This is a genomic window from Streptomyces sp. NPDC005866, assembly GCF_040629895.1.
GTDB lineage: Bacteria > Actinomycetota > Actinomycetes > Streptomycetales > Streptomycetaceae > Streptomyces.
Genome location: NZ_JBEXWP010000022.1, coordinates 1 through 26,958 on the forward strand (window position 1 = coordinate 1; position 26,958 = coordinate 26,958).

Here is a 26,958-nt window from a genome sequence, read left to right on the forward strand (position 1 = left end):
AAGAGGGTGTTCAGGTCTTGCGTCACAACATGATCTTGAACACCCTCTGTTCATGCCTGATCGTCAGCCCAGGACATAGGACTTACTCGTCTAGGCGAGGACCGCAAGTGGCGGGAGCTGTCCGGGCTGCTCCAGGACAACCCCCACCTGCGCGACGCCGACGGCCGCCCGCGCAAGCTCATCGTGTTCACCGAACACCGCGACACCCTCGAGTACCTGGCCCGAAGGGTCCGCGCCCTGATCGGCCGAGCCGACGCAGTGGTGGCCATCCACGGCGGCACCCCCCGCGAACAGCGGCGCACGATCCGTGACCGGTTCAACCAGGACCCGGACGTACGCGTGCTCCTGGCCACCGACGCAGCCGGTGAGGGCCTGAACCTGCAGCGTGCCCACCTCATGGTCAACTACGACCTGCCGTGGAACCCCAACCGCATCGAGCAGCGCTTCGGCCGCATCCACCGCATCGGCCAGACCGAGGTCTGTCACCTGTGGAACCTAGTCGCCGAGAACACCCGGGAGGGCCAGGTCTTCCAGCGCCTGCTGGACAAGATCGAGCAGCAGAACAAGGCCTACGACGGCAAGGTCTACAACGTCCTCGGCGAGATCTTCGACGGAGAGCCCCTTCGCGAGCTGCTCGTGCGCGCCATCCGCTATGGCGACCGGCCCGAGGTCAAGGCCCAGCTCGACGAGGTCATCGACGCCCGGGTCGGGCAGCGCGCCGTCGACCTGATCCAGGGCTTGGCGCTCGACGCTCAGGTCATGGGCTTGGAGGACGTCGACGCCATCCGCCTGCGGATGGAAGAGGCCCAGGCCCGCCGCCTGCACCCGCACTACGTGCAGGCATTCTTCCGGGACGCCTTCGAACGCGCCGGCGGCCGGCTGATGCCCCGGGAGGCAGGCCGGTTCGAGATCACTCACGTGCCGGCCCCCCTGCGTGACCCGGCTCGATTCACCGGCCTCGGCGGCGCGGTGCAACGCAAGTACGAACGAGTCTGCTTCGACCGCGACCGCATCAGCGCCCCCGGCAAGCCCCGCGCCGACCTGATCGCCCCCGGCCACCCGCTCTTCGACGTCGTTCTCGACCAGGTCATCGCACAGCACGCCGACCTGCTCGGCCGCGGCGCGATACTCATCGACGCCGCCGACGCGGGCGAGCAGCCCCGGCTGCTCGTGGCCCTCTCGCAAGAGATCACCGACGGGCACGGCCGCACCGCCGACCGGGCCTTCGCCTTCACCGAACTGCTGCCCAACGGCACTGCCAGGAACGCCGGCCCCGCCCCGTACTTGGACTACCGCCCCCCGACGCCGGTCGAGGCCCAGGCCGCCCAGGCCCTGCTCGACCAGGCCTGGCTGCACGACGGCGGCGAAGCCCCCGCCCTGGACTGGGCCATCCGCGAAGCGCTGCCCGAACACCTGCGCCAAGCACGTGACCGCCTCCTGCCAGCTGTCACCCGCACCCGAGCCCAGGTCGAACAGCGCCTGAAACACGAGATCAACTACTGGCACGCCCAGGCCGGAAAACTCGAACAGGACCTCGCCGCTGGTAAGCGCGTGCGCCACAAGCCGGACAAGGCCCGAAACTGGGCCGAAGAACTGGAACACCGGCGCACCAAGCGCCTGGAGGAGCTGGACAAGGACGCCTCCCTCCACCCCCGGCCCCCCGTCGTGGCCGGCTGCGCCCTGGTGGTACCGGTGGGCTGGCTCGCCAAGGCCCTGGGCGCGACCGGACCCGCGCCAATGCGGGCGAGCGACGGCTACGAGACCGACCGGCGGGCCATCGCCGCAGTCCTCCAGGCCGAGAAGGAACTCGGGCGCATCCCTGAGGAGATGGCGCACAACAACCCCGGCTACGACATCCGCTCACTCACTCCGGATGGCCACCTGGTGCACATCGAGGTCAAGGGCCGCCGGGCTGGTGCCCGGGACTTCTATGTGAGCCGCAATGAGGTGCTGGTCGCCAAGAACCGCGGCGACCAGCACCGGCTCGCGCTCGTGGCCGTCCACCCCGACGGGCCCGCGCACGATGACCTGCGCTACCTGATCGACGCCTTCGCCGACACCGAGTTCGGCGACCTGAAAACCGAGGGCATCGTCCTGAATTGGCACGACGCCTGGACCAAAGGAGGAGCTCCACGATGAGCGCCGTGAACGAAAACAACGCGACACCGCGCCGACGGAAGCTCATCGAGGTCGCTCTGCCCCTGGACGTCATAAACAGGGAATCTGAGCGCGAGAAGCGAATCAGGCATGGACACCCCTCCACGCTGCACCTGTGGTGGGCCCGGCGACCGCTTGCTGCAGCGCGCGCGGTGCTCTTCGCGCAACTTGTGGACGACCCATCCTCCCACCCGGACAAGTTCCCTACCGAGGAAGACCAGCAGCGCGAGCGGGCAAGGCTGTTCAACCTCATTGAGCGGATGGTGCCCTGGGAGGCTACCCACGACGAGCGCGTCATGCGCGAAGTGCGAGAAGAGATACAGAAGGCCTGCGGCGGTAACCCACCACCCGTGCTCGACCCCTTCGCGGGCGGTGGATCGATCCCGCAGGAGGCCCAGCGACTCGGACTGGAGGCCCACGCAAGCGATCTCAATCCAGTGCCGGTCCTCATCAACAAGGCGATGATCGAGATACCGCCGAAGTGGGCGGGTCAGCCGCCGGTCTCGGCAGTGCGGCAGGAGAAGCTGGACGGTACTTGGTCCGGCGCGCGTGGACTCGCTGCAGACGTCGCGTACTACGCGCGGCTCATGCGCGAGGGGGCCGAGCAAGAGGTCGGCCACCTGTATCCCAAGGTGCGGATGCCCGACGGCACGATGTTGCCCGCAGTGGCGTGGTTTTGGGCCCGTACAGTGCAATGCCCGAACCCTGCCTGCGGCAGCCCCGCCCCGCTGATCAACAGTTTCCTGCTGTGTAACAAGGCCAAGAAGAAGGTCCGGCTCGTCGTTGAGGAGACCCGCCCCGGGATGGCGCCTCGATTCGGAGTCGAAGACGGTGACGGCGACACCGAGGCTCCCACCGTGGAGCGCACCAGCGGGCGCTGCCTGACCTGCGGCGAGTCGTTCTCCCTGAGCTACGTCCGTGCGCAGGGCAAGCTCGGTCGTATCACGGACACTCCGCTGGCTATCGCCACGGCTGGCAAACGTCAGCGGCACTACGTGTCTTTCGACGAGCAGCAGGTGCAGGCCGCGTCTGGGCTGGAGCGACCGGACGTGCTCGATACCGACCTGCCTGGCAAGGTCGCGGGGTTCCGCGTGCAGGCATACGGCATCCTCAAGCACCACCAGCTCTTCCTTGACCGACAGCTGATCACCCTCGAATGCTTGAGCCGCAACGCCCAGGTGGCCTGGCAGCAAGCGGAGAAAGATGCACTCGAGCAGGGCATGAGTGCCGAGCGGGCCTCGGACTACGCCCGCAGCGTCGGGGTGTACCTGTCCCTGGCGGTCAGCCGAGCAGCGAATCGCTTGTCCCAGTTGTCCTTCTGGGACGCTGGTGGGGAAAAGGTGCAGCAGGTCTTCGCCCGGCAGGCGCTCAGCTTCATCTGGACCACGGCTGAGGCAAACCCGTTCGGCAACACTTCAGGTAACTTCCTCGGCGGCGTCGAATACCTCGTCAACGCCCTGAAGGAGGTGCCTGCCTCTCCCACGGGCCACGTCGTTCAGTCTGATGCCCGTACCGCAACGGTCCCTGCCGGAGGCGTCGTCAGTACCGATCCGCCCTACTACGACAACGTCATCTACGCGGACCTCTCGGACTTTTTCTACGTCTGGCTCCGCCAGACGCTCAGATCGCTTGGACTTGACGAACTGGGCACCGTCCTCACTCCGAAGGCGGCCGAGCTGGTCGCGGAGGCCACCCGCCACGACTCCAAGCTGGAAGCCAGCCGGTACTTCGAGAAGGGCTTCATCGAAGTCTTCGACAACATCCGAGCCCAGGCCTCTGACGATTATCCAATCACCGTTTACTACGCCTTCAAGCAACAGGAGACCAGTAGCAGTGAAGGCACCGCCTCCACCGGTTGGGAGACGATGCTGGAGGGGCTGATCCAAGCTGGATACGAGGTGACGGCCACGTGGCCGATGCGCACCGAGCAGCAGGGCGGATTGCGCACGAACGGACGGAACTCCCTGGCATCCTCCATCGTCCTGGCCTGCCGCCCACGTCCGGAGAGCGCGGGGTCTACGACCCTGCGGGGCTTCGTCAATGCTCTCCGGGATGAACTGCCCCAGGCCGTCCGAGATCTGCAATCCGGGAATGTCGCACCAGTCGACCTGGCCCAGTCGGCAATCGGCCCCGGCATGGCTGTCTACTCCCAATACTCCAAGATCACGGAACCGGACGGTTCTCCCATGCGCGTGCGCACCGCCCTCGCGCTGATCAACGACGTACTCGCCGAGGTGCAGTCCGAGCAGGAGGGGGACGTGGACAACGACACCCGCTGGTGCTTGGACTGGTTCAAGCAGTACAACTGGGACCAAGGCCCCTATGGCGACGCCGAAACGCTCAGCAAGCGCTACATCACCTCGATCAGCGGTCTGGAAGATGCCGGGGTGCTTAAGGCCCGGGGAGGAAAGGTCGGGCTTCACAAGCCGGCGGACCTGTCCACCACCTACGACCCAGCGGAAGATCACCGCATCTCCGTCTGGGCTGTGACCCTGCACCTGTCACGCCTCCTTGAGAGCAAGGGTGGCGTAGAGGCCGCCGGCACGCTCTTGGCACAAACACGGGACCGGATCGACGAAGACGCTGTCCGCGAACTCGCCTACCTTCTCTACCGCGTCTGCGACGCCAACAACTGGTCTGAGAGCGGTGGAGGGTTCAACAACCTTGTCAGCTCCTGGCCGGATCTCCAGATGGCAGCGCGCGCAGCGGAGAAGCAGGGCGGCGGCAGGGCTTCCCAGTCGGAGCTGTTCTCCGGGAGCAGCGACGAGAACGAGGACCAGTTGTTCTGACGGTCGCCGAAAGGCGAGGCAGGGGGAGGGGCACGTGCAGAACGACGACACCGCGCACGGTGGGGTACCGGGCGCGGCGGACAGGATAGGCAGGACGGCAAACACGATGGCACTGAGCAACCGCGACCGGATCGGCCGGATGATCGAGCTGCTGCCCGACGGGCTGCTCCCGCTCGTCGAGCGGGAGATGATCCGACGGCAGGGCGAGACATGGTTCGATGACGCCGTTGCGACAGCCCGGGAGGGCGGCTTCAGCCCGACCTCCAAGCAGGATCCTCAGTTCGTTTTGCAGACCATGCTGCGGAACTGGGCCTCCTACTTCCGCCACGTCCTGCCGCCGGCCGCCCGCAACTACGTCGGCGAGTTGAACGACATCCGCAACAAGTGGGCGCACAACGAGCCCTTCAACTCTGACGACACCGGTCGCGCCCTGGACACCGCCGAGCGGCTGCTCACCGCGGTCGGCGCTGGCAAGGACCTCATCGAGCAGGTGCGTCGCTCCCGGCTGGAGCACCAGCGCGCCGTGATCGAGGCGGAGACCAGGCGCGCCACCCGCGAGGCCGCCGCCGCCCCGGCCGTGGCGGCGGAGGGCCTCAAGCCCTGGCGTGCGGTCCTCACCCCGCATCAGGATGTGGCACGGGGGGATTTCAACGCCTCGGAGTTCGCCGCCAACCTCGCTCAGGTCGCCCATGGGGAGGGGGCTCCCGAGTACACCGACCCGGTGGAGTTCTTCCAGCGCACCTATCTAACCGAGGGCCTGCGGGAGCTGCTCGGCAAGTCGCTGCGCCGCATATCGGGCGATGACAATGCCCCGCCGACGTTCAACCTGCAGACCAACTTCGGTGGCGGCAAAACCCACTCGATGCTGGCCCTGTACCACCTGTTCGCCCCTGGGATTCAGCCGCAGCAGCTGCCGCAGGAGATGCACGAGCTGATCGCCGAGGCTCCCTCGGGTCTGCCGAAGCAGCCGGTGCGCCGGGTGGTTCTGGTCGGCACGTATTTCAGCCCGGGGCAGCCGGAGGTCAAGGCCGACGGCACCCGGGTCAACACCCTGTGGGGCGAGCTTGCCTGGCAGCTCGGCGGCCGTACCGGGTATGACATCGTGGCCGAGGCCGACCGTACTGGTACCAACCCGGGCGCGGCCCTGCAGGATGTGATCGCCGCGTACGCTCCGTGCCTGATTCTTGTCGACGAGTGGGTCGCCTACGCCCGGCAGCTCGTAGACGCCGAAAACCTGTCCGGCGGCTCCTTTGAGACCCACTTCACCTTCGCCCAGACCCTCACCGAGGCTGTGCAGGCTGTTTCAGGGGCGCAGCTGATCGTCTCCATTCCCGCTTCCGATGACGGCACCATCGATGCGGACGAGAACGAGATCGGCGGTCCGGCCGGACGGCACGCGCTGGAGCGGCTGCAGCGGATCCTGCACCGCATCGCCGAGCCGTGGCGGCCGGCGAAAGCCGATGAGTCGTTCGAGATCGTGCGCCGTCGCCTGTTCGAGCCGCCGAGCGGCAGCGCGCAGGCTGACATCAACAAGGTGGCCCGGCTGTTCACCCAGTTCTATGCCGGACACAAGGCGGACTTCCCCTCCGGCGCGGACAGCACCGAGTACGAGAACCGCATCAAGTCCACCTACCCGATCCACCCCGAGCTGTTTGCCCGGCTGTATGAGGACTGGTCTACCCTCGAGCGCTTCCAGCGCACCCGTGGCGTGCTGCGGCTGATGAGCGCCGTCATCCATGCGCTGTGGCGGGACGGCAACCAGAGTTCGATGATCATGCCGGGTGACATCCCCCTCAGCGACCAGCGCGTGGTTGGCGAGCTGACCCACTACCTCGAGGACCGCTGGAAGCCCATCCTCGACGCCGACGTAGACGGCGTGAACTCCACCCCGGTCCAGATCGACCAGGAGAAGACTTTCCTGGGGGAGCGCGCCATGACCCGGCGCATCGCCCGCACGCTGTTCATGGGCTCGGCCGCCACGCTGAAGGCCGCAACCAAGGGCCTGGACGAGCCGCACGTGCGCCTGGGGATGGCCATGCCCGGCGACAGCATGGGCAACTTCCGCACCGCCCTGAACACCCTGGCCGACAGGTCCACCTACCTGTACTCGGAGGGGGAACGCTACTGGTACGACACCCAGGCCAGCGTCACCCGGATAGCCAAGGACGAAGCTGACCGGCTGGTCGAGCGCCCCGAGGACGTCTGGGCCGAACTCGTCCGCCGCCTCGGGCCCGCCCAGCGCCGCACCGGCGACTTCTCCGGGGTGCACGTAGCCCCGCAGCACACCGGCGACATCCCCGACACTGACGAGGTGCGCTTGGTCCTACTCCACCCGCAGCACCACCACACCAAGAACAAGGACGACAGCCCGGCGATGCTCTTCGCCGCCGAGGCCCTTGGCTCCCGCGGGCCGTCGCAGCGCTCGCACCGGAACATGCTGGTCTTCCTCGCCCCAGACAAGAAGCGGCTGGATGAGCTCATGGAAGCCGCCCGCGAGTACCTTGGCTGGCGCAAGGTCCTCGACCGCGCCGACGAACTCGACCTCAACCCCAGCCAGCGCCGCCAGGCCGAAAGCCGCATCAAGGCAGCGGACGAGAAGGTCTACCTGCGCGTCGCCGAGACCTACCACTGGGCGATCGTGCCCGAGCAGCGTGAAGACCCGGCCCGTCCCGTGCAGTGGGAGGCCATCAAGGTCGAGACCGGCAAGCCGGACTTGGCCGTGCGCACCGCGGAGCGACTCAAGCGCGAGGCCCTGCTGTGGCTCCAGCAGGCCCCGGCGCTGCTGCACCAGAAGCTGACCGGCCCGCTCGCCTCCCTCTGGCAAGGCAACGGCCACATCAGCGTCGGTCAGCTGTGGGAGCTGCACACTCGCTACCCGTACATGAACCGCCTGCGGGACCGCTCGGTCCTCGACCGGGGTGTCGAGGATGTACTCCACATGATCGGCTGGGAAGCGGAAGGCTTTGCCCTGGCCACCGGCTACGACCAGGCCGCCTCCCGCTACGAGGGCCTGGTGCTTCCCGGCGGCGACGCCCGCTTCGGGCAGATCACCGACTCCACACTCCTGGTCCGGCCGGACACTGCGCTCCAGCAACGGCAGGCGGACGCAGCCGCAGCTGCCGTACCGGCCCAGAGGGCCAGTCAGGACACAGGCGTACCCACAGACACCCCCGCGGCCGAGACCACCTCAGGACACGGGGTGCACATCCCGGCGCAGACCGACGAGAAACAAACCCGACAGCTTGTCATCCGCAACACCCGCTTTTACGCCCGAGCAGTGCTCACCCCGGAGCAGTACAGCAAGAACGCCAGCAAGTACGCCATTGAGATCCTCCCGCACCTCGACCTCGTTGGCTCCGAAGTGGAGATCACTGTAGAGATCCATGCGAAGCGGCCAGACGGCTTCCCCGACGACAAGGCACGCATCCTTACCGAAAACGCGAACACTCTCAAACTGCAAGCAGAATTCGAATCCGAATAAGATCATTGTCCGGCCATCGGCCCTCGCCGACGTGGCGGTTCGGTACGGCCACCTTCGTAGGTGCAGCAGGAGCGGTAAGCAGCGTCTTCCCTACGTGCTGCCGAGAAAGGCTCGTGTATGCCAAGTGCGCTAAAACTCCCTAAGGACCATGGTGACTGGGGAGTCCCGTACCAGCCGGCCGACTTCTTGCATCTCGACCGCAATGCGATACCCCTGCGCGGCAAGACGCCGGCACCCGCCCTCGTTGACTTCGTCCGGGAGCTGATCACTGCGGAGGGGCCAATACACGAACAAGTCCTCGTCCTCCACGTCCGCGAGGTGCTCCATCTGACTACGCTCAGCCCGACGCGGAAGCAGCTCGTCCAGGTTGCCGTGGAGCAGCTTGTCGAAGAGGGGGGCATCGCGAGCGACGGCGAGTTTCTCGACCTTCCGGACCGCCAGTGTCGGTTCGCCCGCTGGCCGCTTCCGGGGCTCACCCAGCGCCCAGTGGCGCATGTTGCCCCCAGGGAGCGGCAGACCGCGCTCCTTGGCCTCATCCGCGACACTCCGGGCATCTCATTTGAGGAAGTCGTACCCGAGGCCATCCGTTTCTTTGGGTGGTCTCCCCGAACGCAGGGCGTAAGGTCATCCCTCGTCGCCGATCTGTACCGACTGCGCGATCATGGGCGCATAGTGGGCTGGCCGGACGAACTCACCGTCTTGGAATCGCAGGCGGCGACTCCCAAAACTCGGGGTCGGTGACGCGGTCGCCCTACACGACGAGGTCGCCGGTCTCGACGACCTCATACAGGGTGGGGCAGTTGCCTTTCTCCGATGTGGTGCCGAGGAACCTGAGCGTCATGGTGCCCTCCGTTCTGGCTGGTCGGACGTCCAGAATGCTGCGGATCGCGCGTCCGCGTCGGAGGATTGCGACAGATTGCGCGCGCCGGACGACGAGCGATGCGTTGCTCGCAACGCCCGGCGCGGAGGCCGTCGGGGCTACGCCTTCGGGACTGTCCACTCCGTCGGCTGGTCGAGCCCTGGAGGCGAGTACAGAACCGACTCGGGACGCTTCCCGCCCGGCACAGGGAAAACGAGCTTTCCGCGGGCACACTTCCCAGCGGTCACGGTGACCTGAATCGGGAACTCGGGCTTCGGGAAATCGTCGTATGTGCTGCTGGATGGATCTACACGGCTGCCGTCGCTGTAGTACAGCGTCCAACTGGTGTTGTCGTCGTTGTATGAGCCTTTCGTGACGCACAGCTTCAAGTCCGCGTACGCCCACACGTAGCGGGATGCGCCGGCTTCCTGGCTGGCGCTCCCGACGGACGCGACGCCCTGCTTGTAGCCGAGGACGGTGACCGTGCCGGCGAAGGTCCCGATGCTGCCGTCGGTGCTCTCGAACTCCCACGGCGTGCCGAAGGCGTACGTGGCCGACGACGGCGACGGCTCGGCGGACTTGGCGGCGGGCGTCACTGTCTTGGTGACGGTCACGGTCGGCCCGGGCTTGGCGGAGTCGCTGCCGCCGCATGCGGCGGCGGTGGCGCCGAGCAGCAGGGCGGCGGTGATGGCGGTGCGTGTGCGCATAGATCCCCCAGATGATGCGTACTGAAGGGGCATCATGCACCATGTGTGGGCGCTGTGTTGAGAGTGTGTCTGGGTTGTGATCAGCGGGGTGTTGTATCCCGTCGTCACGAGCATCACGATGGCCTCGGCGAACCGCCGTTCGGCTACCTGCGGGTTGCTGTGAACCATGCGGGCATGGCGCGCAGCCTACGGTGACGGGGCTGCCTCTCAGCGAGCGAGCCGGATGCCGCGGGGTCGCCGGGGCTCGACGGCGATGGCGCCCCTCTGTTCGCACTGCCGCAGCTGGTAGTGCACGGCCGAGCGGCTGCGCAGGCCTACGCGCTCGCCGATCTCTGTCACGGTCGGGGCTTCGCCGTATTCTGTGATCCACTCCCGGATGCACGCCACGATGCGCTCTTGCCGCTCGGTTAGGTGGTCGACTCGGTGCATACTCGCGATTAGAGCGTGTGTTCGATTTGCGTAGCAAGTCCCCAGAGAGTCGGGTGCGGCCACGCCGTGAGCGTTGATCTATCACAGTGAGGTTGAGTGATTCTCACCGAAGGTTGGTGACGGCTGGTTCTCTCACCAGAGGTTGAGCGGTTGCCGTTGCGTGGCTGTCCTGGAAGGTCGTTGAGGGCCCCTCGATGAATCGAGTGCAGACACCGGGACGAGAGCCCACCAGATTGCCAAGGTGAGACTCTGCACCGGGCGTTGACGATCCGGCGTCGTTCAGTCGAAGGCGTGGACGATGCTCTCGATGATGGCGTGCACGCCGCTCCAGTCACCGGTGCCGCTGTGCTGCTCTCGTCGAGCAGTCTTGATCTTCTCCTCGAACGCTTTCCGCACCAGGCCCTTGTGTGGCTTCGAGAGTGCACCCTGGCGGCGCCGCACAGCGGGGATGAAGTTCCCCAGGTGGACTGGCGCCAGCGCGCCGTCGATCGTCAGGACGTCTTTGCCGAGGTACATCTCCAGAGAGCCAGCGACGCCGTTCACGTTGGTCAGCGACACGGTTCGGGACGCCGGGTTGATGGTGCGGTAGCTGGTCAACAGGGGCAGGTCCGGGTAGTGCAGCACCTTGCATCCCACTGGCAGCTTCTGTCTCTTCAGTTTGGCGAGCGCCTCATGTCCGCCGGCGTCGTTGTCGGCGATGGCCACGAAGCGGTTGGCGACGCCGGCCGCGATGAACGCGTTCACCATGGTCACGAGAGCGCCAGCGCTGCCGTGGGCCTTCGTTCCGGTGTAGTCGATGAAGCGGACGAAGTCCGCGAGGTGCGGGTGGGTGATGCGCATGGCCTGGGTGAGGAGGCTGGAGTCGGTGCTTCCTTCAGTGAGCACGATCAGCGGGGCGTTATCGGGCAGGGCGGCGAGTTGGAGCTCGCGTGTGGGTCCTGCGATGGGCTGGGTCGTGTCCAGATGTACGCAGCAGCCAGTCAGCTCGCCGAGGTCGAGTCCGACCCGCGTGTCGTCGGGGGCCTGGTCGATGATCAGCCGTATGAGGCTACGTCTCTCAACGAACCAGCGGAGCTCCTCGACGTCAGTGACGGTCTCGATGAACTCGCTCTCGTACTGGAAGTGCTCCTCGGTCGTGGCGAACGATTTCATCGGCCGGTGCGGTCGGATCGCCTCGCCGATGGCTGCGAACAGTTCGGTTTGCTCACGCGGGGGCCGGGCGAGGGTTTCAGACAGCATCTCGCTCCGCGCTTGTCGTTCCCGGATCTCGCTCTGGCTGTCGTAGGTCTTGCGCCAGCGCGCGATGCCCTCTGCCAGGTCGGCGAGGGCACGACGCGAGGTGAAGCCCTGCACGTTCAGGCGCTGCCGCAGAGCGTGGGCGGTGGTGTAGTACCCGAACACGTACTCGCTCGCGGCCCACTCATCGCCAGGAGCGACATCGCTGCCGTCAACAACGATGAGCTTGCGGTCGGTCTCGTTGAAGAGCGCTGCCAGTTCCTCGTCGTAGTGATTGCGGGTATAGAGGAACTGGCAGTCGCCGGCGACTAGATAGGAGTGATGCCCCATACCTACAGGCTCCCATCCCCTTGGGCGCGCCCCGGTCCCATTTTCCGGCTGTGGCGAGGATCCGTCCGACGGTGCTGGCCGCGACCGAAACTGAGTCTCGCCTGCCTCGCAGGTTGAACTTCGGTGGGAACCAAGCAACCTTCGCTGCGACAGATCAAGCGTCAGGTGCCGGACCTGGGAACTTCTGCGGGTTCTGCCTGCAGAGGAATGTGGCGCATGCCGGTCAGCCGACTGCGGAGATTCCAGCCCGCCCGGAACAAGTCGTGCAGCAGCGCGTCTATCTCCTTGGCTACGGCCTCCATCTCCTCGACCGTGAACGGCGTGGCCGAGTGGCCCAGGGTCTTACGGACCGGCGTCATCGCCTTGAAGCCGTCGCCCTCCTCGGCCTGCATGAACAGCGAGTGCACGATGGTGTTCCGCTTGCCCTTAAGCACCTTGGCCCGGGCCAGGCAGTCCTTGACGTCGGTCACGTCCTCTGCGTTGTGGTCGTAGCACTTCAACGCCAACTCGCACAGTTCGATGAGACGGGCGGTGCCCTCGGCGTTGGCCAGGACGAGCAGCGTCGGCTCCATGGCGAGGGAGCCGAGCAGGGTGTGCAGGTAGCGGTCAAGGTGGGCGCCCGCGACGGTTACCCGACCGACCGCCTCAAGGAATGGGTTCCGCTCTGGCGTAGCGGCGTCCGTAGTCATGGCGGGCATGCTATGGCGAGGGTGCGGGCAATGCAGGCGAATATGGACGGCTGCCGCGAGAGGTGTACCGCATAGGGGATGCGGTTACCCGGTCTGTGACCAGCGTTTTTGTGGCGTGATGGAACGCGACCGGCACGCCTCTCAAATGCTGGTCACCGCCAGGAGTCGTGACGGTATTCGGGTCGTCCCGCGGACATGGGGCGGCCCCGGGCCGGACGCGCTCGGCCGAGGCCGTGGTCAGCTCGTCGGCACGAGCGCCCGCGCCCGCACGATCAACTCCTCATCAGTCAGCGTCATCCGGCCGGCCACCACCCGCAGGTGCCCGTAGTACGGGCCGTCCAGATCCACCGCGCGCACCATGTCCAATGCCCAGCCCGCATCCGGCACGTCGATCGTGGCCGTCTTCCGTACCATCCGCGACCCATAGCCCGTACAGGCAAGCCAGCAGCCGCACCGCTGCTCATGGCTGCCTTTCCACTCCCCGATGAACCCGTGCCGTCCAGCCATGGCGAGCAGGTCGCCTGGCTCGTGGACGTTCCCCTCGACCGGAATCACACCCATCACTGCAGTCGCCCCGCCGCCTGTGGTGGTGTACGTCAGGACGCATCGCGAGCTGGTCTCCCAGTCGTGGAGGAACGGGAAAATCGTGACCCGTCCGCAGCCGTTCAGATCACTCGCCATGGCGTTCAGGCGCGAGCCTGCACGATGAGGGTGCCGATGTGGCCCGGCTTCGGCGCCTCCACGACCATCGCCTCGGTCGTGGAGAACCCCGCCCGGAGTAGGTGCCGCTCCCACACCGCAGGCTTGTAGCTGTACCGGTAGGTGAACATGGCCTTCCCCGCGAACCCGCCCTTGTACATGCCCTGCGGGCCGTAGGCGCCGGGGATGGCCGGTGGCTGGGAGAACACGAACACGCCTCCCGGGACCAGGTGCTCGCGGATGAGGGGGAAGAGGCGGGACGGGTCCGTGAACCAGGCCGCCCCGAAGATCGAGTACACGGCGTCGTACCGGCTCTCGTCGGCGGCGAGCCAGTGGAGGATCTCGCCCTGTTCGATCCGTACACCGAGCGGCGCCCACTTCTCGCCCGCGCGCTGGACCATGCGTGGGGACAGGTCGACGCCGGTCGCCTTGACGCCCTGCTGTGCGAGGTGGGCCAGTGCGCGGCCGGTGCCGCAGCCGACCTCCAGCACGGACTGCGGGGCGCCGAGGAGTTCCGGGCCGGGGCCGTGGCCGGCGTACTGGGTCCAGCCGAACGACGGCTCGGCGTCGTCCTTGAACGCGGACTCGGCGTAGGTGTCCCACAGTTCGGTCTCGGCGGCGATGTCGTGCGGTACGGGCACAGCTGTTCCTCTGGTTTGTCGGGATGCGGGGAGCCCCCGCCCTCGGGGAGCCGTGAGGACGGGGGCGACTGTAGCCGGGGTCAGTGGCTGTCGGGGACCTTGTCGTCGCACGGGGAGCAGTCGGCGCCGTCGATGGCCCACAGCTCCTCGTCGATCTCCCAGCCCTGGGAGCGGAGGAAGTCGCCGGTGCGCAGGCACAGGCCATCTTGGCGGCGCTCGATGAACGGGGCGTGGTGCTTGAACCGGCCGCCGTTGTAGAGGCGGCAGATGCCCCACCAGACGGGTGTGTCGAGGATGAGCTGGTGGACGCCGATGTCGACGAGCTTGCCGACGCCGAGGTGGACGTTGGGGTTCTCGATGGAGCCCATGATGTACATGACGGCGTTGCCGAGGATCCGTTCGGCCATGTCGCGGACCATGGTGTGTTCGCGCAGGAGCAGGGCGACCTCGCGGTCCCACAGGCTCATGCCGGAGTCGAACACGTTGACGGTCAGTTCGGTGATGTGCGGAGCGACCGCGTTGAGGAGTTCCTTCGGGTCCCGCGTGAGCGTCCTGGCGGGCTGTTCGAGTGTGACGGTCATTGACCTGCCCTTCTGGGGTGTCGTTGCCGTGCTGTGTGGTGCAACCCGCCGCGGCTGCTCGACCTGTCCAGGGTTGGGGAGCCGGGGCGGGAGTTCAGGGGCGCGAGGGCGACCGGCCGCCGAGGTTTTCGAAGTGATCGCACAGGGCGACTACGGAGCGGGCCAGCTTCATCGACACGGACATGCGCACGGGCCTGGGACCGCCGACACCCAGCCGGAGCCGCATGCTCGCTTCACGCGCACCGGCCAGCGCGCACTCGCGCGGGATGTCGCCCTTCGGGAAGCCGGCCGCCAGGGCCTGGACGGTGGGGATGAGGAGTTCGATCTGGCCACGCATGGCGAGCCGGAGCGTCTCCAAGTCCTCATTGCTGATGGGCTCCGCGCCGAAGGCGAGGATCCGGTCGGCCGTGGAGCGCATGGTGGCAATGTCCGGCGGCGCCTGGTCGAGGGTCTCGCCGAGCGCCTGCGACGTGGTCATCTTTGCGCCTCCGTGTGGTGGCGGTACCCGCCGGGGCCGAGGGCGGCGGCGAGTACGGCGGGGTCGGTGAGGTGGCCCGATCCGTCCGGGTGGTTCAGCCACAGCTGCCCGCACAGCATCCGTCCCGCGGGTGGGCAGTACAGCGGCCAGCCACCACGCCTTGTCGCCCTGCGTGTCGGCGAGGACCGGGCCGCGCTGCCCTTCGGCGATCCGCGAGAGGGCCGCCATGGCGTAGACGAGGCGGGACTCGGCGACGAGCCAGCGGGGGCCGGACTCTATGGGGGCGAGGGCGTCGGTGTCCCAGGCCAGACGTACGAGCTTCGGGTCCGCGGAGCAATTGGCGAGCCACGCGTCCCCGGCTTCGTACCGCATGAGGGAGTCGGTCGGTTGGGCCATGACCGGGACGGTAGGCAGGGCGATTGCGCGGCCGCAGGGCGATTGCGCGGGATTGCGGGCGCCGGTACGGCAGTTGCGGCCGGTTGCCTACGAGAGGTTCAGAGCGGCGCTCGCGCGGCCGAGTAGCCGGTGTGCCGTTGGCCCGTAGACCGCGGACTCATTGAGCCACTCCCACGCCCTCTCGTACAGGGCGATGGACTCCCCGTCGTCCAGCCACATCTCAGTCGACAGGGTCTCGACAATGACGAGCCGCTGGTCATAGATCCAGAACCCGTGCGACGGGGAGCGCTTCAGCTCGGCGGCGAACGGGATGATGCCGAGTTCGACGGTGTCCATGCCGATCATCGAGCGGAGGCGGTCGAGTTGGGCAGCCATGACCTCGCGCGGGGCGTTCAGTGCGTACAGGGCGCCTTCCCACAGCAGCACGCGGAAGGACCGCTCAGGCTCATACAGGGCCTGCTGGCGGCGCATACGAGCCCGCACGGCGTCCTCGATGTCCGCGTTGGGGACGTCACGGAAGCGGGCGTTCGCGGCGAACACGGCCCGCGCGTACTCCGGGGTCTGGAACAGACCGGGGATCCGGATGACCTCGACGGCGCGGAGCAGCGTGGTCTGCTCGGTCTCCACCAGGCCCTGCTCCTGGCGGGCGCGGTGCCCGTTGGCGTACTGCCGGCGTAGCGACCGGTAGCGGGTCTCCAACCCGGTGAGGCGCCCGGCGAGTTCGGCGGCCGCGTCGGGCCGGCCGACGGCTTCGGCCCACTGCTGAAGGTCGTCGCGGCTGGGGGTCTGTTTGCCGTTCTCCAGCCGCGAGACCTTGGAGCGCTGCCAGCCGAGCCGTTCGGCGATGCCCTTGCCGTCGAACCCGGCCTCGGTGCGCAGCTCTCGCATGCGCGCGCCGAGGGAGACGCGCCCGGATTGGTAGTCCGTGCTCACACAGTGGAACGTACCTGCTCGGCGAAGTCGGCGGCAGGGAACGCGTGATGCCATGCGGCGTCCCGGGCCTGGCAGGCGGCGAGCACCTCGGCGGGGTCCTCGGACTGGATCACCCCGAGGGTGGTGTCGTCCTCGTCGAACACGAACCGCAGCAGGATGCGGGAGTCGATGAGCCAGAAGTCGAAGTCGGGCAGGCCGAGCCGCACCGCGTCCGTGCGCCACAGGTAGCGGATCTCGTCGCCGACGGCCACGTTGCTCGGCGCCCGGGTCAGCAGGAACCGCTGCCCCTCGGTGGGCGGGTCGTCGACCAGGCGCACCCGGCCGAACGTCTTGCCCTGCGCGGTCTGCTCCGCCACGTTGTGGCGCCAGGCGTCCGGCTCGTCGTGGGCGACGTCGGCGCCGGCCTGCCAGCGTGCCCACGCGTCGCTGCGCCGGTCGGTGGCGTAGCCGCGGCGGGTCTCCAGCCGCCAGGCGGTGTGCTTGAAGTTGGTGAAGACGTGGGCGACCTCGCTGAACGGGATCACGCCCGTGCGCTGGTGGCGTGGGGCGAAGCGTGTGAGCAGGTCTCGGGGGACGCGGACGAACGTCTCGGACGGCTTGACGTCCCGCAACTGCGCGAGGTGCTCGGGGTCGGTCTCGCGGTCGCCCTGGACGAGGATCTCGTCGGTGCCCTCGATCTCGTAGAGGGTGGGGCAGTCGCCGCCGTCGCTGGTCGTGCCAAGGAACCTGAGGGTCATGTCGCCTCCGTGTCCTGGTGGTCGGGTGTCCAGGATGCGCGGGATAGCGCTCGGGCGCCGGAGAATTGCAGCGGATTGCGCACTGAGGCTGACGCCGGGATGTTGCGTGCAACCGCGCGTCAGGTCGGGATGCCGTTCACCTTGTCGCTGGGCTGGCGTGGCGGGATCGGCCTGAAGCCTGGCACCTTGGCCGCGGTCGCGTTCCAGTCGGCGCGGAACATGTCGTCGCGCAGGACCACGACCTCGTCGGCCAACGCCTCCATCTCCTCGACGGACATGGCGGAGACGCGATATCCCAGGTCGCAGCCTGAAGACGCCCGCCTAGTCGTCGTTCGGCAGGTACCACCCGTGCTCGCGATGCCTGGGCTCTGGTGGGTTCGGGTTCTCGCGGGCATAGGCCTCGTTTGCACGGCGCGTCATCTCTTCGTCGTAGCGGTGCAGCTCGTCGTAGAGCTTCGACGACTCGTTGACATCCCCGCTGGATACGTAACGCTGTCGCAGCGCCTCGCGCTCGTCTTCGAGTTCCGCGTCGGACAGCGGGCGGAGGCTACCGAGGCCACGCGCGATGGAGTCGAAGATGCCCATGCGTTGATGTTGTCACACCGGGGGCTACAGCCGCGCCGTTGTCCGCCAATACCGCCTCGAAGGCACGCGAAAACGCCCCGCTCGCGGCCGGCCGCCGGGATCACCGCGCCGGAAGGCCCAATTTACAACTCCTGACAATTGCTCTTACACCGCTGGCCCGCGGGTCAAGCGGCCGTGCGCTCTGTTCGCTTGGCGGCCAGCGCGGCGACGTCTCGCCAGGCGTACCAGGGCTGTCGGGGTCTGCCGCCGGAGGGGGTGAGATGGCCGCGGCGTTCCCAGCTGTAGATCGTCTGGGGGTCGCTGCCGGTGAAACTGGCTGCCTGGCGGATCGTGAACCACAGGATCCCGGCTCCGTCTTCGCGGCCGGCCTCGGTGGTGCGGGGCATGTGATCACCCCCTGACATGCGAAAACCCCCGCGTGGGCGGGGGTTCGTGGTGCGTGTGGGTACAAGTGTGCTACTGGCACCGGATTATGCGGTGCTGATCGTTAGCCTCTCCAGCACCGCTGTGACGTGATCCCTTCAAGCCGCTCAAGCTAGGCGCGCCACCGCCTATTGGGACTGCTGCCGCAGCGCCTTCAGATGGGCCCTGGCGTCCCGGCGAATGGTGCTTCGAGACTGCGAGTCTTCGAGGAGTTGCTGGCGGAGCCGACCGTCGGGGAGCTTTTCCCGAATCCAGTCCATGCACTCAGCCATGGCCTCGAGGGTCTTGGCTCCGTCGTCCTCGCGCTCGAGACACCACTCCTCGATCAGGTCGGCCTCTTCGTAGACGCCCTCGTTGGCCTCCTGAAACTTGAACGTCTCGACTGTCACCCGGCTGAAGTGCTTCACCCTGCGCTGGAGCAGGAGGTTGATGCCGAAGGGATTGAGGCAGGCGATCCTGGTCCCGGCCTGAAGCTGCTCGGGAGATATGTGGTAGCAACGATCGAAGAATGCTGCGCAGGCCTTCACTCCTCCGCTGGCCTGTGGAAACGGCGGAGGGAGAAACATGCGGTTGAACGAGCCGTTCCACTGAGCGCCGGGGACGGGCGTCACCTCGGCCACGGTCAGACGTGGGACGAGGTTGACCCCGTCCACGCGAAGTGAGCAGGGGTGATCGAGGATCATGGCCGTCATTTCGCGCGTGGAGGCGTCGGCTTCAATGATGGTGACGTCCTCGTAGACGTCGCCCGTGAGAACGGGTCGTGCGGCGACGATGTCGTCGCCGCACGCGTGGTACAGGTCGCGCGGGTCGTGCGGACGTTCCATCTCGGCGGGCACTCGTCACCCTTCCTTCTGGCGGATCGACATGGCCCCATCCACGTCGCGGTACACCTCGAAGTTGGATTGGTAGTGGTCGCGCCAGTTCGGTGCGTAGGCGGTGAGGATCTCTTCCACGTCGTTGTGCCCGATCGCGTGCTCCAGCACTAGGTCTGGCCTGCGCTCGGTGAAAAGGTCGATCGGAGTCACGGGCACGCCCGGGGTGAGGGGCATCTCGAACCAGGAGGCGACGTCGTGGATGAGGGGCTGCTGGATCATGTCGCATAGAGCGAGCAGGCTCGCCAGCTGCATGCGATTGTCGCCGCTCACCCCGCCAGAGCGTCGCCACTTTTGCACTGCCGGAACGCTGACGCCCAGCATGCGGGCGATGTGCCGCCAAGAGAAGCCAAGGTCGGAGAGTTCCTCTAGCAGCGCGATCGGCGACTCCTTCCCGCGCTCGGCGGTGCGCTTACGCCATTCGCGGGATAGGAGCTCCGTGTGAAACTCGGTTGTGTCCTCGAAGACGAATTTGGCTTGGTACCGGAGCGATCCGGCTGCCTCGGTGAGGTCTGACAGTTGGTTTGACGTGGTCGGGGTGGGTTCCTGCGGCTGAATTACAAGGCTGCTGCCGGTAGGCGCAGTGGCCGCGTGCATCGGCCGATGTGTCTCACTGCTCACGCTTCAGCACCTCCGTGCGGTAGCGGTCCGTGATCAGTTGCTGGAACAGCTCGTATGCGGACAGGCCGACGGCGTTGAACCGCTCTTCGATGTTGCTCCAGTCGAGCTGCGGGATATCTCCTTCCGGGACCCAGTAGGAGTCAAGGTCGAGGAGGTAGAAGGCGCCGGGCGGAGGGGTGTGGCGACGGAGGTCGCCGGCTGGTTCGACGGCGTAGCCCTCGAAGGTGCCATGCCGAAGCGCGACTCCGACAGACGAGGTGCCGAAGACTGTCATGCCGTGCCAGGTCTGGGCCGCTAGGTCCTCTGTACGAAGGCTGGAGATGCCGGTCAAAGGTGCGGAGATCCAGCGCTCCCAGTCGGACGGGTGCTCGAGGTCGGGGACGCGGACCTCGTTGACGTACCGGATACCCAGGCGCTCGATACCGTCGACGGCAGAGACCTTCTGGCGAGCCTCCACAGCCTGGTGCAGGAGTTCGCGCAGAGCGCTACGCCGCTTGTACCGGGTCGTCTCGACAACGATCGCGTTGTCGCGGAAGGTGATGGCCTCGGTGAAGTCCCTCGTCATGTAGCGGGGGTACACGGCGCGGTCTTCCGAGGCGCCGGCGTTGGTCACGGTGATGTTCACCTGCTGGGCCGGCTTATAGATCGGGAAGGTGCTCGCGAGCAGTGACTTCAACCCCGCCTTGTCGGTTTCAGACAGCGACGGACTGGCCGTGTGGCGGAGCTCAACGACGGTGAGCGCCAACGGCGGATTCGTATAGATCTCACGGTGCCCCATGTCAAATAAACTACTCGAGTAGAAACCGGAACGACAACCGCACGTGCAACCATTCGGTACCTGTGTCGCAACTGTGAGGAGAGAGGGCCGCACCGCCTGGCGGCTGTCTCAGTAGGGGCGGTAGCCCTCGGGTGCATGGGTGACGGTGAGGCGACGCCGGCGTGCAGCGAGAAAGACGGGCGTCTACAGACCGACCGTGAAGATCATCATCGTCCAGTGGAGGGCGAGGGCGATCCATCCCATCTTCTGCCTGGTTTTGATCTTCGCCATGTCTGGCCCCCCTTGTGGTGGTGTGTAGGCCGCATGTTCGCATGTTGCGTGAGGAGTTGGTGAGGAAATGGGTAACCCCAGGGCCTAACGCGGTCTGGCGGGAGTGGCGCCCCCTACGCGGCCTCCACTGCGGCGAGTCGGGTGCGGGCGGTCGCAGCGATGAGCGTTGATTGCTCGATGCCGGCGCCCGTTGCGGGGGTTGCCGGCCACGGGCGCCTCCTCCGGGCTATTCCTATTCGGCGGCCAGCTGGGCGGCGAGGGCGTTGAACGCGTTGACGTACTGGTTGGCGGCACGCAGGGTGGCCGTCTCGGGTGTCACGTTGTAGGTCTGGGCTGCCCCGTTGCCGAACGTGAGGTTGATGACGGCGGCGCCCTTGTTCTTGCGTCCGGTGGCGGCCGCTGAGAGGCCGGCGGTGGCGACGCCGGCGACGAGTCGCGTTGCCGTCCATCCCTTGTGTGCGCCTGCGTCGACGAACTCGGCGTGCCCGCCGAGGATGGGGCCGAGTGTGGTCTCTCCGAACTTGGAGCTGGGCCACATGCGCATCATGCACGCGGTGTTCAGTGTCTTCTCTGCCGGGTGGGCGCGGCGCCAGTCGGCGAGGGCTTCTTTCTCTGCCTTCCTCTTGGCGCTCCACTCTTCGCGCTGCTTACGCTTCTCTTCGCGCCGGACTTCCCGTTGTGCTGCCTTCTCCGGGTCTCGCTTGAACAGCATGTTGTCCCCCCAGGACGCTTCGGGTGCTGAGGGAGCATCATGCGTCGCATGGAGATTTTATGTGGGCGCCGTGGCCGTGTTGTGATCTGCACAAGCGCCGCTCGCTACTTGTGTGTTGATCTCGCAACCATCCCCCGTCACCCGTGACACTCCAGTCACACCGGCCGCAGGACGTGGTGGACCCCAGACGGGGTTAAGGCGCCTGCAACTCCGTGGGGGAGGCCGCGGGCGCCGACGTGCAGGGGCGGGCTCGTTTCCCCCGTCGCGGGTCTGCCCCTGCACGAACGGCCTTCATCGTTGGAGTGGGCGGGTCCGCCGCATGGCCACTGCGGATGCGGGCGGCCTCTGCCGGTACTCGTAGCTGGTGAGTTCGCCCCGGTCGGTGGCCACGCTCACCCCCTGGTATGCCGAGGCCCGGCCTGCGGGGTGCGGGCCGGGCCGGAGTTGGCGTGGTCAGGTGTTGGGGCAGAGCGTCTTGCGCAGCCCGATGTTGAGGTGGGTTCCGTCGTCGTCGGTGAGCGTGACCCCGTCGTAGGAGAACCGCTCGGCTGCGAGGTGGCCCGGGTTCGTGGCGCCGCCGTTGAGGCCGGAGCACTGGTTGCGTGCCGCGCGGATGGCTTTGTCCTCGTCGGCGGTGAGCTTGGCATTGACGTCTCGGATGGCGGCGAGGACGGCGTCCCGCTTGGCGCCGGTGGGTTCGGCCGGGATACCGGCGGCCTGTTCGGCTGCGCTGGTGTCGGTGCTCTTGGTGGCGGTGGGCGTGGGCTTGCTGTCGGTGCTGCTGCAGCCGACGAGTGTGATGGCGAGCGCGGCCGTGGCCATGGCGATGGTGGCGCGGATGCGCATGATTCCCCCCTGAGCTGATGCTGCTGAGGGGTCATCATGCGCCACGGGCGGGACCTGAGAAGACGCGGTGCGCTGTGACTCGACGCAGCCCCAGCCGGGACGTTGGCTGGGGCTGCGTCGTGTGTCTGTGGGGCCCGTTGCGCGGGTTGCCGGCCACGGCCGCCACCTCCTGCGTCTACTTGGCGAGCGACCACCGCAGGGTCGGGGAGTCGTCGGTGGTGTAGAGGACCTGAGCGGGCCGCTGCTTGCCGGGCACGGCGTACACGATCTTGCCGCGTGAGCAGTCGCCTGCGGAGATCGGGGCGTCCTGGACGTACTCGGGCTTGGGGAAGTCCTCGTAGGTGGTGCCGCTGGGTTCGATGCGGGTGCCGTCGTTGTAGGACAGCGTCCAGGGCGTCGACGATGTGGTGAAGTCGCCCTTGGTGCCGCAGACCTTCACTTCGAGGGCTGCCCACACGTAGCCGGGCTGGTTGAACTCCTCGGCGGCGGTGACGGAGGCGTGTACTGGCTGCTGATACGACAGCACGGTGGCGTTGCCCGCCATCGGGTCGTACTCCTCGTCGCCTTCGAAGGAGAACTTCTGGCCGGTCCCCAGCTTCGCACCGGTTGCCGTCTTGGGCTGGTCGGTGGTGTCGGTGCCGGCCTTGGCGTCGGCCGGGGCGGTCTGAGTGACGGTGACGCGGATGGTCTCGGGTTCTCCGCTGCTGCTGCAGGCGGTGGCGGATGCTGCGAGGAGGAGAGCGGCGCAGGCGGCTGTACGGGCGTGCATGGTTCCCCCATGGCTTGCTGATGTTGAAGGGCATCATGCGCGCTGTGAGGGTGGCGTGTGGACACTGTGGCCGTCTTGTGATGCAGGGCGAGGGTTCACTAATCCGGCCCGTCGGGCCCATCGATGTCGACGGCACCGTCGTTGCACGGTCCACCGCCGGGCTCGTAGTCGTTTGGACGCGCTTGGTACTCACGGAGGCGTCGATCCTGCTCTGTGAGGTACACCCATCTGCCGAAGGTGAGCAGCATCCAGATGCCGAAGAAAACGATGATTACCCAAATCCACCAGGCCATAACACTCACCGCCTATTTACAGCCTACGAGCCAGCGGATGAGCCGGCAGCTGGGCTCTGACATGGTCCCCCAGCCGAGATGCGGCTGCCGAAGGCGTGGAAGCCGTGATCCAAGCCCAGCCCCGCCGGCCACCGCTGAGCCGCCAACTGATTCATCGCCCGTACCTCGTGGTGCTGCCCTAGCCTGGCGCGATGAGCGCTCCCTATCAGCAGGCGTGGACCCATCGAGACACCGCGGTGGACGGTAAGACGAGCCCGGCGGATGGGTTCGTCCATGCCATCTCAGAGTCACACCAGCGACGCCGAAGGGCTCTGTGCGGAGTGGAGGTCTACATCATCCATGACGAGGAGTGGCCACCTCGTGTGCTGCCGCCGTGCGGCACGTGCTCCGAACGGGCAACTGCGGGTTGGTAGACGCACAACGGCCCCGTCCTCGGCAGTCGAGGCGGGGGCCGCGTGGTGCCACAGGGGCCAGGATGACGCGGCGGCTTCTACTGCCAGCCGCCCGTGAAGTCGCTGCTCAGCTGCGCGGTGCAGATGTTGTAGCCGCCCGACGCGTGCCCGGTCTTAGTTTTCCCGTCCACAGTGACCGAGCAGTTGATGTCCCCGGAGCCCTGCAACTGCGCGTTCAGCTGGTAGTACATCGTGCCGTCCTTCAACGGCAGGGTGGCCTCAAACTTGCCGTTCTTGAAGGCGCCCTGACGGGTGTCGGTGTCGGAGCCGTAGCCGATGTCGAGGCTGCCGAGGGCGCCAGCGGGGGCGGTGCCCCAGACTTTGAAGACGGCGGTCTTCGCGGCGGCGGTCTTCTTGGGCTCGGTCTTCTTGCTGTCGCCGTTGGCGGCCGCGGGGGAGTTGTCGTTCTTGGCGGTGGACGTGACCGTCGAGTCGCTGGTGGTGTTGGAGCTGGATCCGCTGGTGGCGGCGGCCGCGATGCCGATGACGACGACTAGGCCGACGATGCCGAGGCACCCGAGGCCGATGATCTTTCCCGCGCTCGTCTTCTTCGGGGGCTGCGGCGGGAACGGCGGCTGACCGTAAGGGGGCTGGCCGTAGGGCGGCTGACCATACGGGGGCTGGCCTTGCGGCTGCTGCGGGTTGCTCCAGCCGGGCTGGTGCGGCTGCTGGTTACTCATGGGTCCCCCCGAGGTGCGGCGCTGTTGGATGCGAGGTGTGTGACTTGTAAAGATGACGTGTGGTTGCCTCGCGGCGACGAGATTCACCCAATCGTGATGTACCTCCTCTGTCGGTCGACTTGGCGCCGGCCTCGTGGGTGTGTTGCCACGCGTTGTGGGCGCGTCGGCCGACGCGCAGCCTGAGGTAGCGATTTCGGCTCGGACCGCAGCCGCAGGGCCGTTCGTAAGCGAGAATCCGGGTCGCGAGTGACCGCCCGAAACCTGAAACTTCGCTGTTCAGCCCCGATATCAGGGGCGAAACCGGTTTCAGATCAAGGTGAAACCAGGGGGTTGATCCGAAACCGGCCCGCGGGCCTCTACGCGCCGTCCTCCACGGCCGGCAGATCGGTGTAGCGCAGGCCCTTGGCGCCCCCGCAGCACTCCCGGATGGTCAGCTGCCGAGTGGACACCTTGAACGGCCTCAGCGCCGCACTCAGCGCCGTCGACGCGGCCGCCGCATCCATCTCCAGCCACAGCTTGTACAAGTCCGGCCGGAGCCGTGCCAGGGCCTCCACAAGACGGTGCGAGTGGACGGCCTCCACCTCGTCCGGCCAGACCGCCCGCAGGTGGTCGACGACCGTCTCCACGTCCAGGACCTCGACCTGCGCGCCGACAGACTGCCCGGTCAGGGTGCCAGCGGCGGTACGCAGCGCGAGAGCCCGCTTGGCGATGTCCTCGGCCTCCGTCTGCTTGATGAACGCGGCCCGCACGGTGATGCCTTCGCGGCCGCGGGCGAGGATGCCGGTTCCCTGCTCGTCGATGCTGATGTCCGTGGCACGCAGGCCCCGTTCGTAAGCACTGGTGCCGAGCACGTTGTTATTCGCCCGCCAGTCCATGACCGCCAGGCACAGGCGCGTGCCGACCGAGCTGGACACCGAGGTGGGCAGGGACGGGGCGTCCGGGTTCTGCGTGAGCAGGATCAGGATGATGCCGTAGGCGCGCGCCTTCTTGATGAGGCGGGTGGCCAGCGCTGCAGCCTCTTCCTTGTAGTCGGCGTGCGTGAACAATTCCTGCACTTCGTCGATGACGATGACCCGCGGGCCGAGGTTCTGCTCGGGGTACTTCTCGGCGATCGCGCGGGTGACCTTGCGGCCCTCGGGGACCTCGGAGGCGGGCAGGGAGCGGATGAACGCGGCGCGCCGCTGGTACTCGGCGATCCCGGAGCGCATCCCGCCGAGGGCTGCCTCGAGGTCTTCGTCTTCGTCGCCGGACACGTAGCGGTGGCAGATCGGCTTGACGGAGTCGAGGTCGCCGGATCCCTTGAGTTCGAAGATCCACAGTTCGGCCGAAGCGTCGAGGGCGACACCGAGGACGATCGCCAAGGCGCACGACGTCTTCCCGGAGCCGGGAATGCCTCCGACCAGCAGGTTCGAGTACATGAGCGTGATGGTGATGAGGTTGCCGCGTGGGTCGAAACCGTAGGGCAGCGGCTCGTACATGTCGGCCTGGCCGGACTTCATGAGCGGCCACAGCTTCCGGCCGGCCTTCGCCGGATCCCGCTGCGCCACCCACAGCACCAAACGGCCAGGGTGCGCGGCGCGGTCGCCCTCCAGCCACACCGTGCTGATGGGCCGGCGCATGGCGGCGGCGAGCGCGGCCCGCTTCTCCAGGACGGCGGTGGCCTCGACGCCGGGCGGGAGGTCGACCTCGGCGCGCCAGCCGGGGCCATCCCGCATGACCTCGGAGGCGAACTCGACTCCCTTGCGGCCCTTCTTGCCCTCGATGCCGATCGCGGCGAGCGCGTCGAACACCTCGGTGGAGTCAAGGCGGCGCAGGACATTCTTGGCGACGTAGCGGGTGATGAGCGGCTTCCCGTCGCTCTTCTTCCCCGCCGTCCCGAGCAGGGCCGCGGCGGGGACGGCAGCCGCGAGCGTCCACCCAGGCACCAGGAACCCGGCGATCAGGCTGGTGATGCCGGTGGTGGTGGCGACGGCGATCGAGGCGATACGGCGCGGCCGTACCCGCCGGGAGTGCTCCCGGGACAGCGACAGCCACGCCTCGATGTCTGCGGACGCGGCGGCCTTGGCCTCGACGGGGCGGGCTTCGGTGTCAGCGACCCACCGACCCCAGCGGACGATCAGCCGGCCCGCACCGCGCGGGGAGCGCAGCAGCAGACGGCCCACGTAGACGGGGGTGCGGAGCGCGTGGAAGGCGGTGACGTGCCAGTAGTAGGAGACACCCCAGCGGACGGTGTCCGCGAAGGCGTCCCAGCGGCGGAAGGCGGCCGGTACGACGGGCGGGGCGTCGGCGAGGTAGGCCTGCCGCTCGGCAACCCACGTGCCGGGCTCGGCGGCCGGCTTGGGCGGGTCGACGGGACGGGGCTCGGCGCCCTGGACGACGTCGACGATCGTCTCGGTGAGGGTGTCCGTGTTCGTGGACATCGCGGGCGGCGGGGTCTTGTGGAGCTGGACAACGTTCTCGGACATGCTGGTTCTCCGGTCGCTTCACAGGTGGATCGGGGCCCGGGGCGGCCGGC

General features: G+C 67.3%; 25 protein-coding genes. 4 read left to right on the top strand and 21 right to left on the bottom strand.

Annotation, left to right across the window (positions count from 1 at the left end; all coding sequences use genetic code 11):
- Nucleotides 1–147 precede the first annotated feature (147 nt).
- From ABZ396_RS28400 to ABZ396_RS28415, 4 genes are all read left to right on the top strand, one after another.
- Complete coding sequence (locus ABZ396_RS28400; RefSeq protein ID WP_359186315.1) at nucleotides 148–2,139, top strand: helicase-related protein; 1,992 nt, start codon at nucleotides 148–150, stop codon at nucleotides 2,137–2,139.
- The gene (locus ABZ396_RS28405) at nucleotides 2,136–4,946 is read left to right on the top strand and encodes a DUF1156 domain-containing protein (RefSeq protein WP_359186269.1); all 2,811 of its coding nucleotides are present in this window, start codon (nucleotides 2,136–2,138) and stop codon (nucleotides 4,944–4,946) included. The genes ABZ396_RS28400 and ABZ396_RS28405 overlap by 4 nt, the downstream gene beginning before the upstream one ends.
- 106 nt (nucleotides 4,947–5,052) lie before the next feature.
- The gene (locus tag ABZ396_RS28410; protein WP_359186271.1) at nucleotides 5,053–8,427 is read left to right on the top strand and encodes a DUF499 domain-containing protein; all 3,375 of its coding nucleotides are present in this window, start codon (nucleotides 5,053–5,055) and stop codon (nucleotides 8,425–8,427) included.
- Between the two features lie 186 nt (nucleotides 8,428–8,613).
- A complete protein-coding gene (locus ABZ396_RS28415; RefSeq protein ID WP_358917440.1) occupies nucleotides 8,614–9,168 on the top strand; it encodes a hypothetical protein in 555 nt (184 codons plus the stop codon).
- Nucleotides 9,169–9,405: 237 nt separating this feature from the next.
- Here ABZ396_RS28415 and ABZ396_RS28420 read toward each other — a convergent pair whose 3' ends face one another.
- The 21 genes from ABZ396_RS28420 to ABZ396_RS28520 form a co-directional block, all read right to left on the bottom strand.
- Nucleotides 9,406–9,993 (bottom strand): hypothetical protein, encoded by a 588-nt coding sequence (locus ABZ396_RS28420; RefSeq protein ID WP_358917438.1) that lies wholly within the window; start codon nucleotides 9,991–9,993, stop codon nucleotides 9,406–9,408.
- Nucleotides 9,994–10,200: 207 nt separating this feature from the next.
- Nucleotides 10,201–10,422 carry a hypothetical protein gene (locus ABZ396_RS28425; RefSeq protein WP_358917436.1) on the bottom strand — a complete coding sequence of 74 codons (222 nt, stop codon included), beginning with the start codon at nucleotides 10,420–10,422 and terminating at the stop codon, nucleotides 10,201–10,203.
- A 279-nt stretch (nucleotides 10,423–10,701) separates the two neighbouring features.
- The gene (locus ABZ396_RS28430; protein WP_358917434.1) at nucleotides 10,702–11,988 is read right to left on the bottom strand and encodes a HEPN/Toprim-associated domain-containing protein; all 1,287 of its coding nucleotides are present in this window, start codon (nucleotides 11,986–11,988) and stop codon (nucleotides 10,702–10,704) included.
- A 161-nt stretch (nucleotides 11,989–12,149) separates the two neighbouring features.
- Complete coding sequence (locus tag ABZ396_RS28435; RefSeq protein ID WP_358917432.1) at nucleotides 12,150–12,677, bottom strand: hypothetical protein; 528 nt, start codon at nucleotides 12,675–12,677, stop codon at nucleotides 12,150–12,152.
- Nucleotides 12,678–12,914: 237 nt separating this feature from the next.
- The gene (locus ABZ396_RS28440) at nucleotides 12,915–13,358 is read right to left on the bottom strand and encodes a hypothetical protein (protein WP_358917430.1); all 444 of its coding nucleotides are present in this window, start codon (nucleotides 13,356–13,358) and stop codon (nucleotides 12,915–12,917) included.
- Between the two features lie 5 nt (nucleotides 13,359–13,363).
- A complete protein-coding gene (locus ABZ396_RS28445; RefSeq protein WP_358917428.1) occupies nucleotides 13,364–14,017 on the bottom strand; it encodes a class I SAM-dependent methyltransferase in 654 nt (217 codons plus the stop codon).
- Nucleotides 14,018–14,097: 80 nt separating this feature from the next.
- Entirely contained in the window at nucleotides 14,098–14,598 is a 501-nt protein-coding gene (locus ABZ396_RS28450; RefSeq protein WP_358917426.1) for a hypothetical protein, read from the bottom strand.
- Nucleotides 14,599–14,692: 94 nt separating this feature from the next.
- Entirely contained in the window at nucleotides 14,693–15,472 is a 780-nt protein-coding gene (locus ABZ396_RS28455) for a DUF6415 family natural product biosynthesis protein (RefSeq protein WP_358917424.1), read from the bottom strand.
- Nucleotides 15,473–15,559: 87 nt separating this feature from the next.
- Nucleotides 15,560–16,405 (bottom strand): helix-turn-helix transcriptional regulator, encoded by an 846-nt coding sequence (locus tag ABZ396_RS28460; RefSeq protein ID WP_358917422.1) that lies wholly within the window; start codon nucleotides 16,403–16,405, stop codon nucleotides 15,560–15,562.
- Nucleotides 16,402–17,142, bottom strand: a complete 741-nt coding sequence (locus tag ABZ396_RS28465) for a DUF6879 family protein (protein WP_358917420.1) — start codon at nucleotides 17,140–17,142, stop codon at nucleotides 16,402–16,404. The genes ABZ396_RS28460 and ABZ396_RS28465 overlap by 4 nt, the downstream gene beginning before the upstream one ends.
- 119 nt (nucleotides 17,143–17,261) lie before the next feature.
- Nucleotides 17,262–17,420: a hypothetical protein gene (locus ABZ396_RS28470; protein ID WP_358917418.1), complete on the bottom strand. Its 159-nt coding sequence runs from the start codon at nucleotides 17,418–17,420 to the stop codon at nucleotides 17,262–17,264.
- Between the two features lie 43 nt (nucleotides 17,421–17,463).
- Entirely contained in the window at nucleotides 17,464–17,727 is a 264-nt protein-coding gene (locus tag ABZ396_RS28475) for a hypothetical protein (protein ID WP_358917416.1), read from the bottom strand.
- 164 nt (nucleotides 17,728–17,891) lie between these two features.
- Nucleotides 17,892–18,113 carry a hypothetical protein gene (locus ABZ396_RS28480; RefSeq protein ID WP_358917414.1) on the bottom strand — a complete coding sequence of 74 codons (222 nt, stop codon included), beginning with the start codon at nucleotides 18,111–18,113 and terminating at the stop codon, nucleotides 17,892–17,894.
- 165 nt (nucleotides 18,114–18,278) lie between these two features.
- Nucleotides 18,279–18,986 carry a hypothetical protein gene (locus ABZ396_RS28485; protein WP_358917412.1) on the bottom strand — a complete coding sequence of 236 codons (708 nt, stop codon included), beginning with the start codon at nucleotides 18,984–18,986 and terminating at the stop codon, nucleotides 18,279–18,281.
- A gap of 3 nt (nucleotides 18,987–18,989) precedes the next feature.
- Nucleotides 18,990–19,643 (bottom strand): helix-turn-helix domain-containing protein, encoded by a 654-nt coding sequence (locus ABZ396_RS28490; RefSeq protein WP_358917410.1) that lies wholly within the window; start codon nucleotides 19,641–19,643, stop codon nucleotides 18,990–18,992.
- Entirely contained in the window at nucleotides 19,633–20,421 is a 789-nt protein-coding gene (locus tag ABZ396_RS28495; RefSeq protein ID WP_358917408.1) for a TIGR04255 family protein, read from the bottom strand. Before ABZ396_RS28495 ends, ABZ396_RS28490 begins: the two co-directional genes overlap by 11 nt.
- 502 nt (nucleotides 20,422–20,923) lie before the next feature.
- The gene (locus tag ABZ396_RS28500; protein WP_358917407.1) at nucleotides 20,924–21,403 is read right to left on the bottom strand and encodes a hypothetical protein; all 480 of its coding nucleotides are present in this window, start codon (nucleotides 21,401–21,403) and stop codon (nucleotides 20,924–20,926) included.
- Nucleotides 21,404–21,856: 453 nt separating this feature from the next.
- A complete protein-coding gene (locus ABZ396_RS28505) occupies nucleotides 21,857–22,249 on the bottom strand; it encodes a hypothetical protein (protein WP_358917405.1) in 393 nt (130 codons plus the stop codon).
- 175 nt (nucleotides 22,250–22,424) lie between these two features.
- Nucleotides 22,425–23,018 (bottom strand): hypothetical protein, encoded by a 594-nt coding sequence (locus ABZ396_RS28510; RefSeq protein WP_358917403.1) that lies wholly within the window; start codon nucleotides 23,016–23,018, stop codon nucleotides 22,425–22,427.
- A gap of 783 nt (nucleotides 23,019–23,801) precedes the next feature.
- The gene (locus tag ABZ396_RS28515) at nucleotides 23,802–24,443 is read right to left on the bottom strand and encodes a hypothetical protein (RefSeq protein WP_358917402.1); all 642 of its coding nucleotides are present in this window, start codon (nucleotides 24,441–24,443) and stop codon (nucleotides 23,802–23,804) included.
- A 356-nt stretch (nucleotides 24,444–24,799) separates the two neighbouring features.
- The gene (locus ABZ396_RS28520) at nucleotides 24,800–26,908 is read right to left on the bottom strand and encodes an FtsK/SpoIIIE domain-containing protein (RefSeq protein ID WP_358917400.1); all 2,109 of its coding nucleotides are present in this window, start codon (nucleotides 26,906–26,908) and stop codon (nucleotides 24,800–24,802) included.
- Nucleotides 26,909–26,958: the final 50 nt, after the last annotated feature.

Excerpts from the sequence above, each read along its gene's own strand:
- ABZ396_RS28405 (WP_359186269.1), top strand. The coding sequence starts at position 2,136 with ATGAGCGCCGTGAACGAAAACAACGCGACACCGCGCCGACGGAAGCTC.
- ABZ396_RS28410 (WP_359186271.1), top strand. The coding sequence starts at position 5,053 with ATGGCACTGAGCAACCGCGACCGGATCGGCCGGATGATCGAGCTGCTG.
- ABZ396_RS28420 (WP_358917438.1), bottom strand. The coding sequence starts at position 9,993 with ATGCGCACACGCACCGCCATCACCGCCGCCCTGCTGCTCGGCGCCACC.
- ABZ396_RS28425 (WP_358917436.1), bottom strand. The coding sequence starts at position 10,422 with ATGCACCGAGTCGACCACCTAACCGAGCGGCAAGAGCGCATCGTGGCG.
- ABZ396_RS28430 (WP_358917434.1), bottom strand. The coding sequence starts at position 11,988 with ATGGGGCATCACTCCTATCTAGTCGCCGGCGACTGCCAGTTCCTCTAT.
- ABZ396_RS28435 (WP_358917432.1), bottom strand. The coding sequence starts at position 12,677 with ATGACTACGGACGCCGCTACGCCAGAGCGGAACCCATTCCTTGAGGCG.
- ABZ396_RS28440 (WP_358917430.1), bottom strand. The coding sequence starts at position 13,358 with ATGGCGAGTGATCTGAACGGCTGCGGACGGGTCACGATTTTCCCGTTC.
- ABZ396_RS28450 (WP_358917426.1), bottom strand. The coding sequence starts at position 14,598 with ATGACCGTCACACTCGAACAGCCCGCCAGGACGCTCACGCGGGACCCG.
- ABZ396_RS28455 (WP_358917424.1), bottom strand. The coding sequence starts at position 15,472 with ATGGCCCAACCGACCGACTCCCTCATGCGGTACGAAGCCGGGGACGCG.
- ABZ396_RS28465 (WP_358917420.1), bottom strand. The coding sequence starts at position 17,142 with ATGACCCTCAGGTTCCTTGGCACGACCAGCGACGGCGGCGACTGCCCC.
- ABZ396_RS28470 (WP_358917418.1), bottom strand. The coding sequence starts at position 17,420 with ATGTCCGTCGAGGAGATGGAGGCGTTGGCCGACGAGGTCGTGGTCCTG.
- ABZ396_RS28475 (WP_358917416.1), bottom strand. The coding sequence starts at position 17,727 with ATGGGCATCTTCGACTCCATCGCGCGTGGCCTCGGTAGCCTCCGCCCG.
- ABZ396_RS28480 (WP_358917414.1), bottom strand. The coding sequence starts at position 18,113 with ATGCCCCGCACCACCGAGGCCGGCCGCGAAGACGGAGCCGGGATCCTG.
- ABZ396_RS28495 (WP_358917408.1), bottom strand. The coding sequence starts at position 20,421 with ATGGGGCACCGTGAGATCTATACGAATCCGCCGTTGGCGCTCACCGTC.
- ABZ396_RS28500 (WP_358917407.1), bottom strand. The coding sequence starts at position 21,403 with ATGCTGTTCAAGCGAGACCCGGAGAAGGCAGCACAACGGGAAGTCCGG.
- ABZ396_RS28505 (WP_358917405.1), bottom strand. The coding sequence starts at position 22,249 with ATGCGCATCCGCGCCACCATCGCCATGGCCACGGCCGCGCTCGCCATC.
- ABZ396_RS28510 (WP_358917403.1), bottom strand. The coding sequence starts at position 23,018 with ATGCACGCCCGTACAGCCGCCTGCGCCGCTCTCCTCCTCGCAGCATCC.
- ABZ396_RS28515 (WP_358917402.1), bottom strand. The coding sequence starts at position 24,443 with ATGAGTAACCAGCAGCCGCACCAGCCCGGCTGGAGCAACCCGCAGCAG.
- ABZ396_RS28520 (WP_358917400.1), bottom strand. The coding sequence starts at position 26,908 with ATGTCCGAGAACGTTGTCCAGCTCCACAAGACCCCGCCGCCCGCGATG.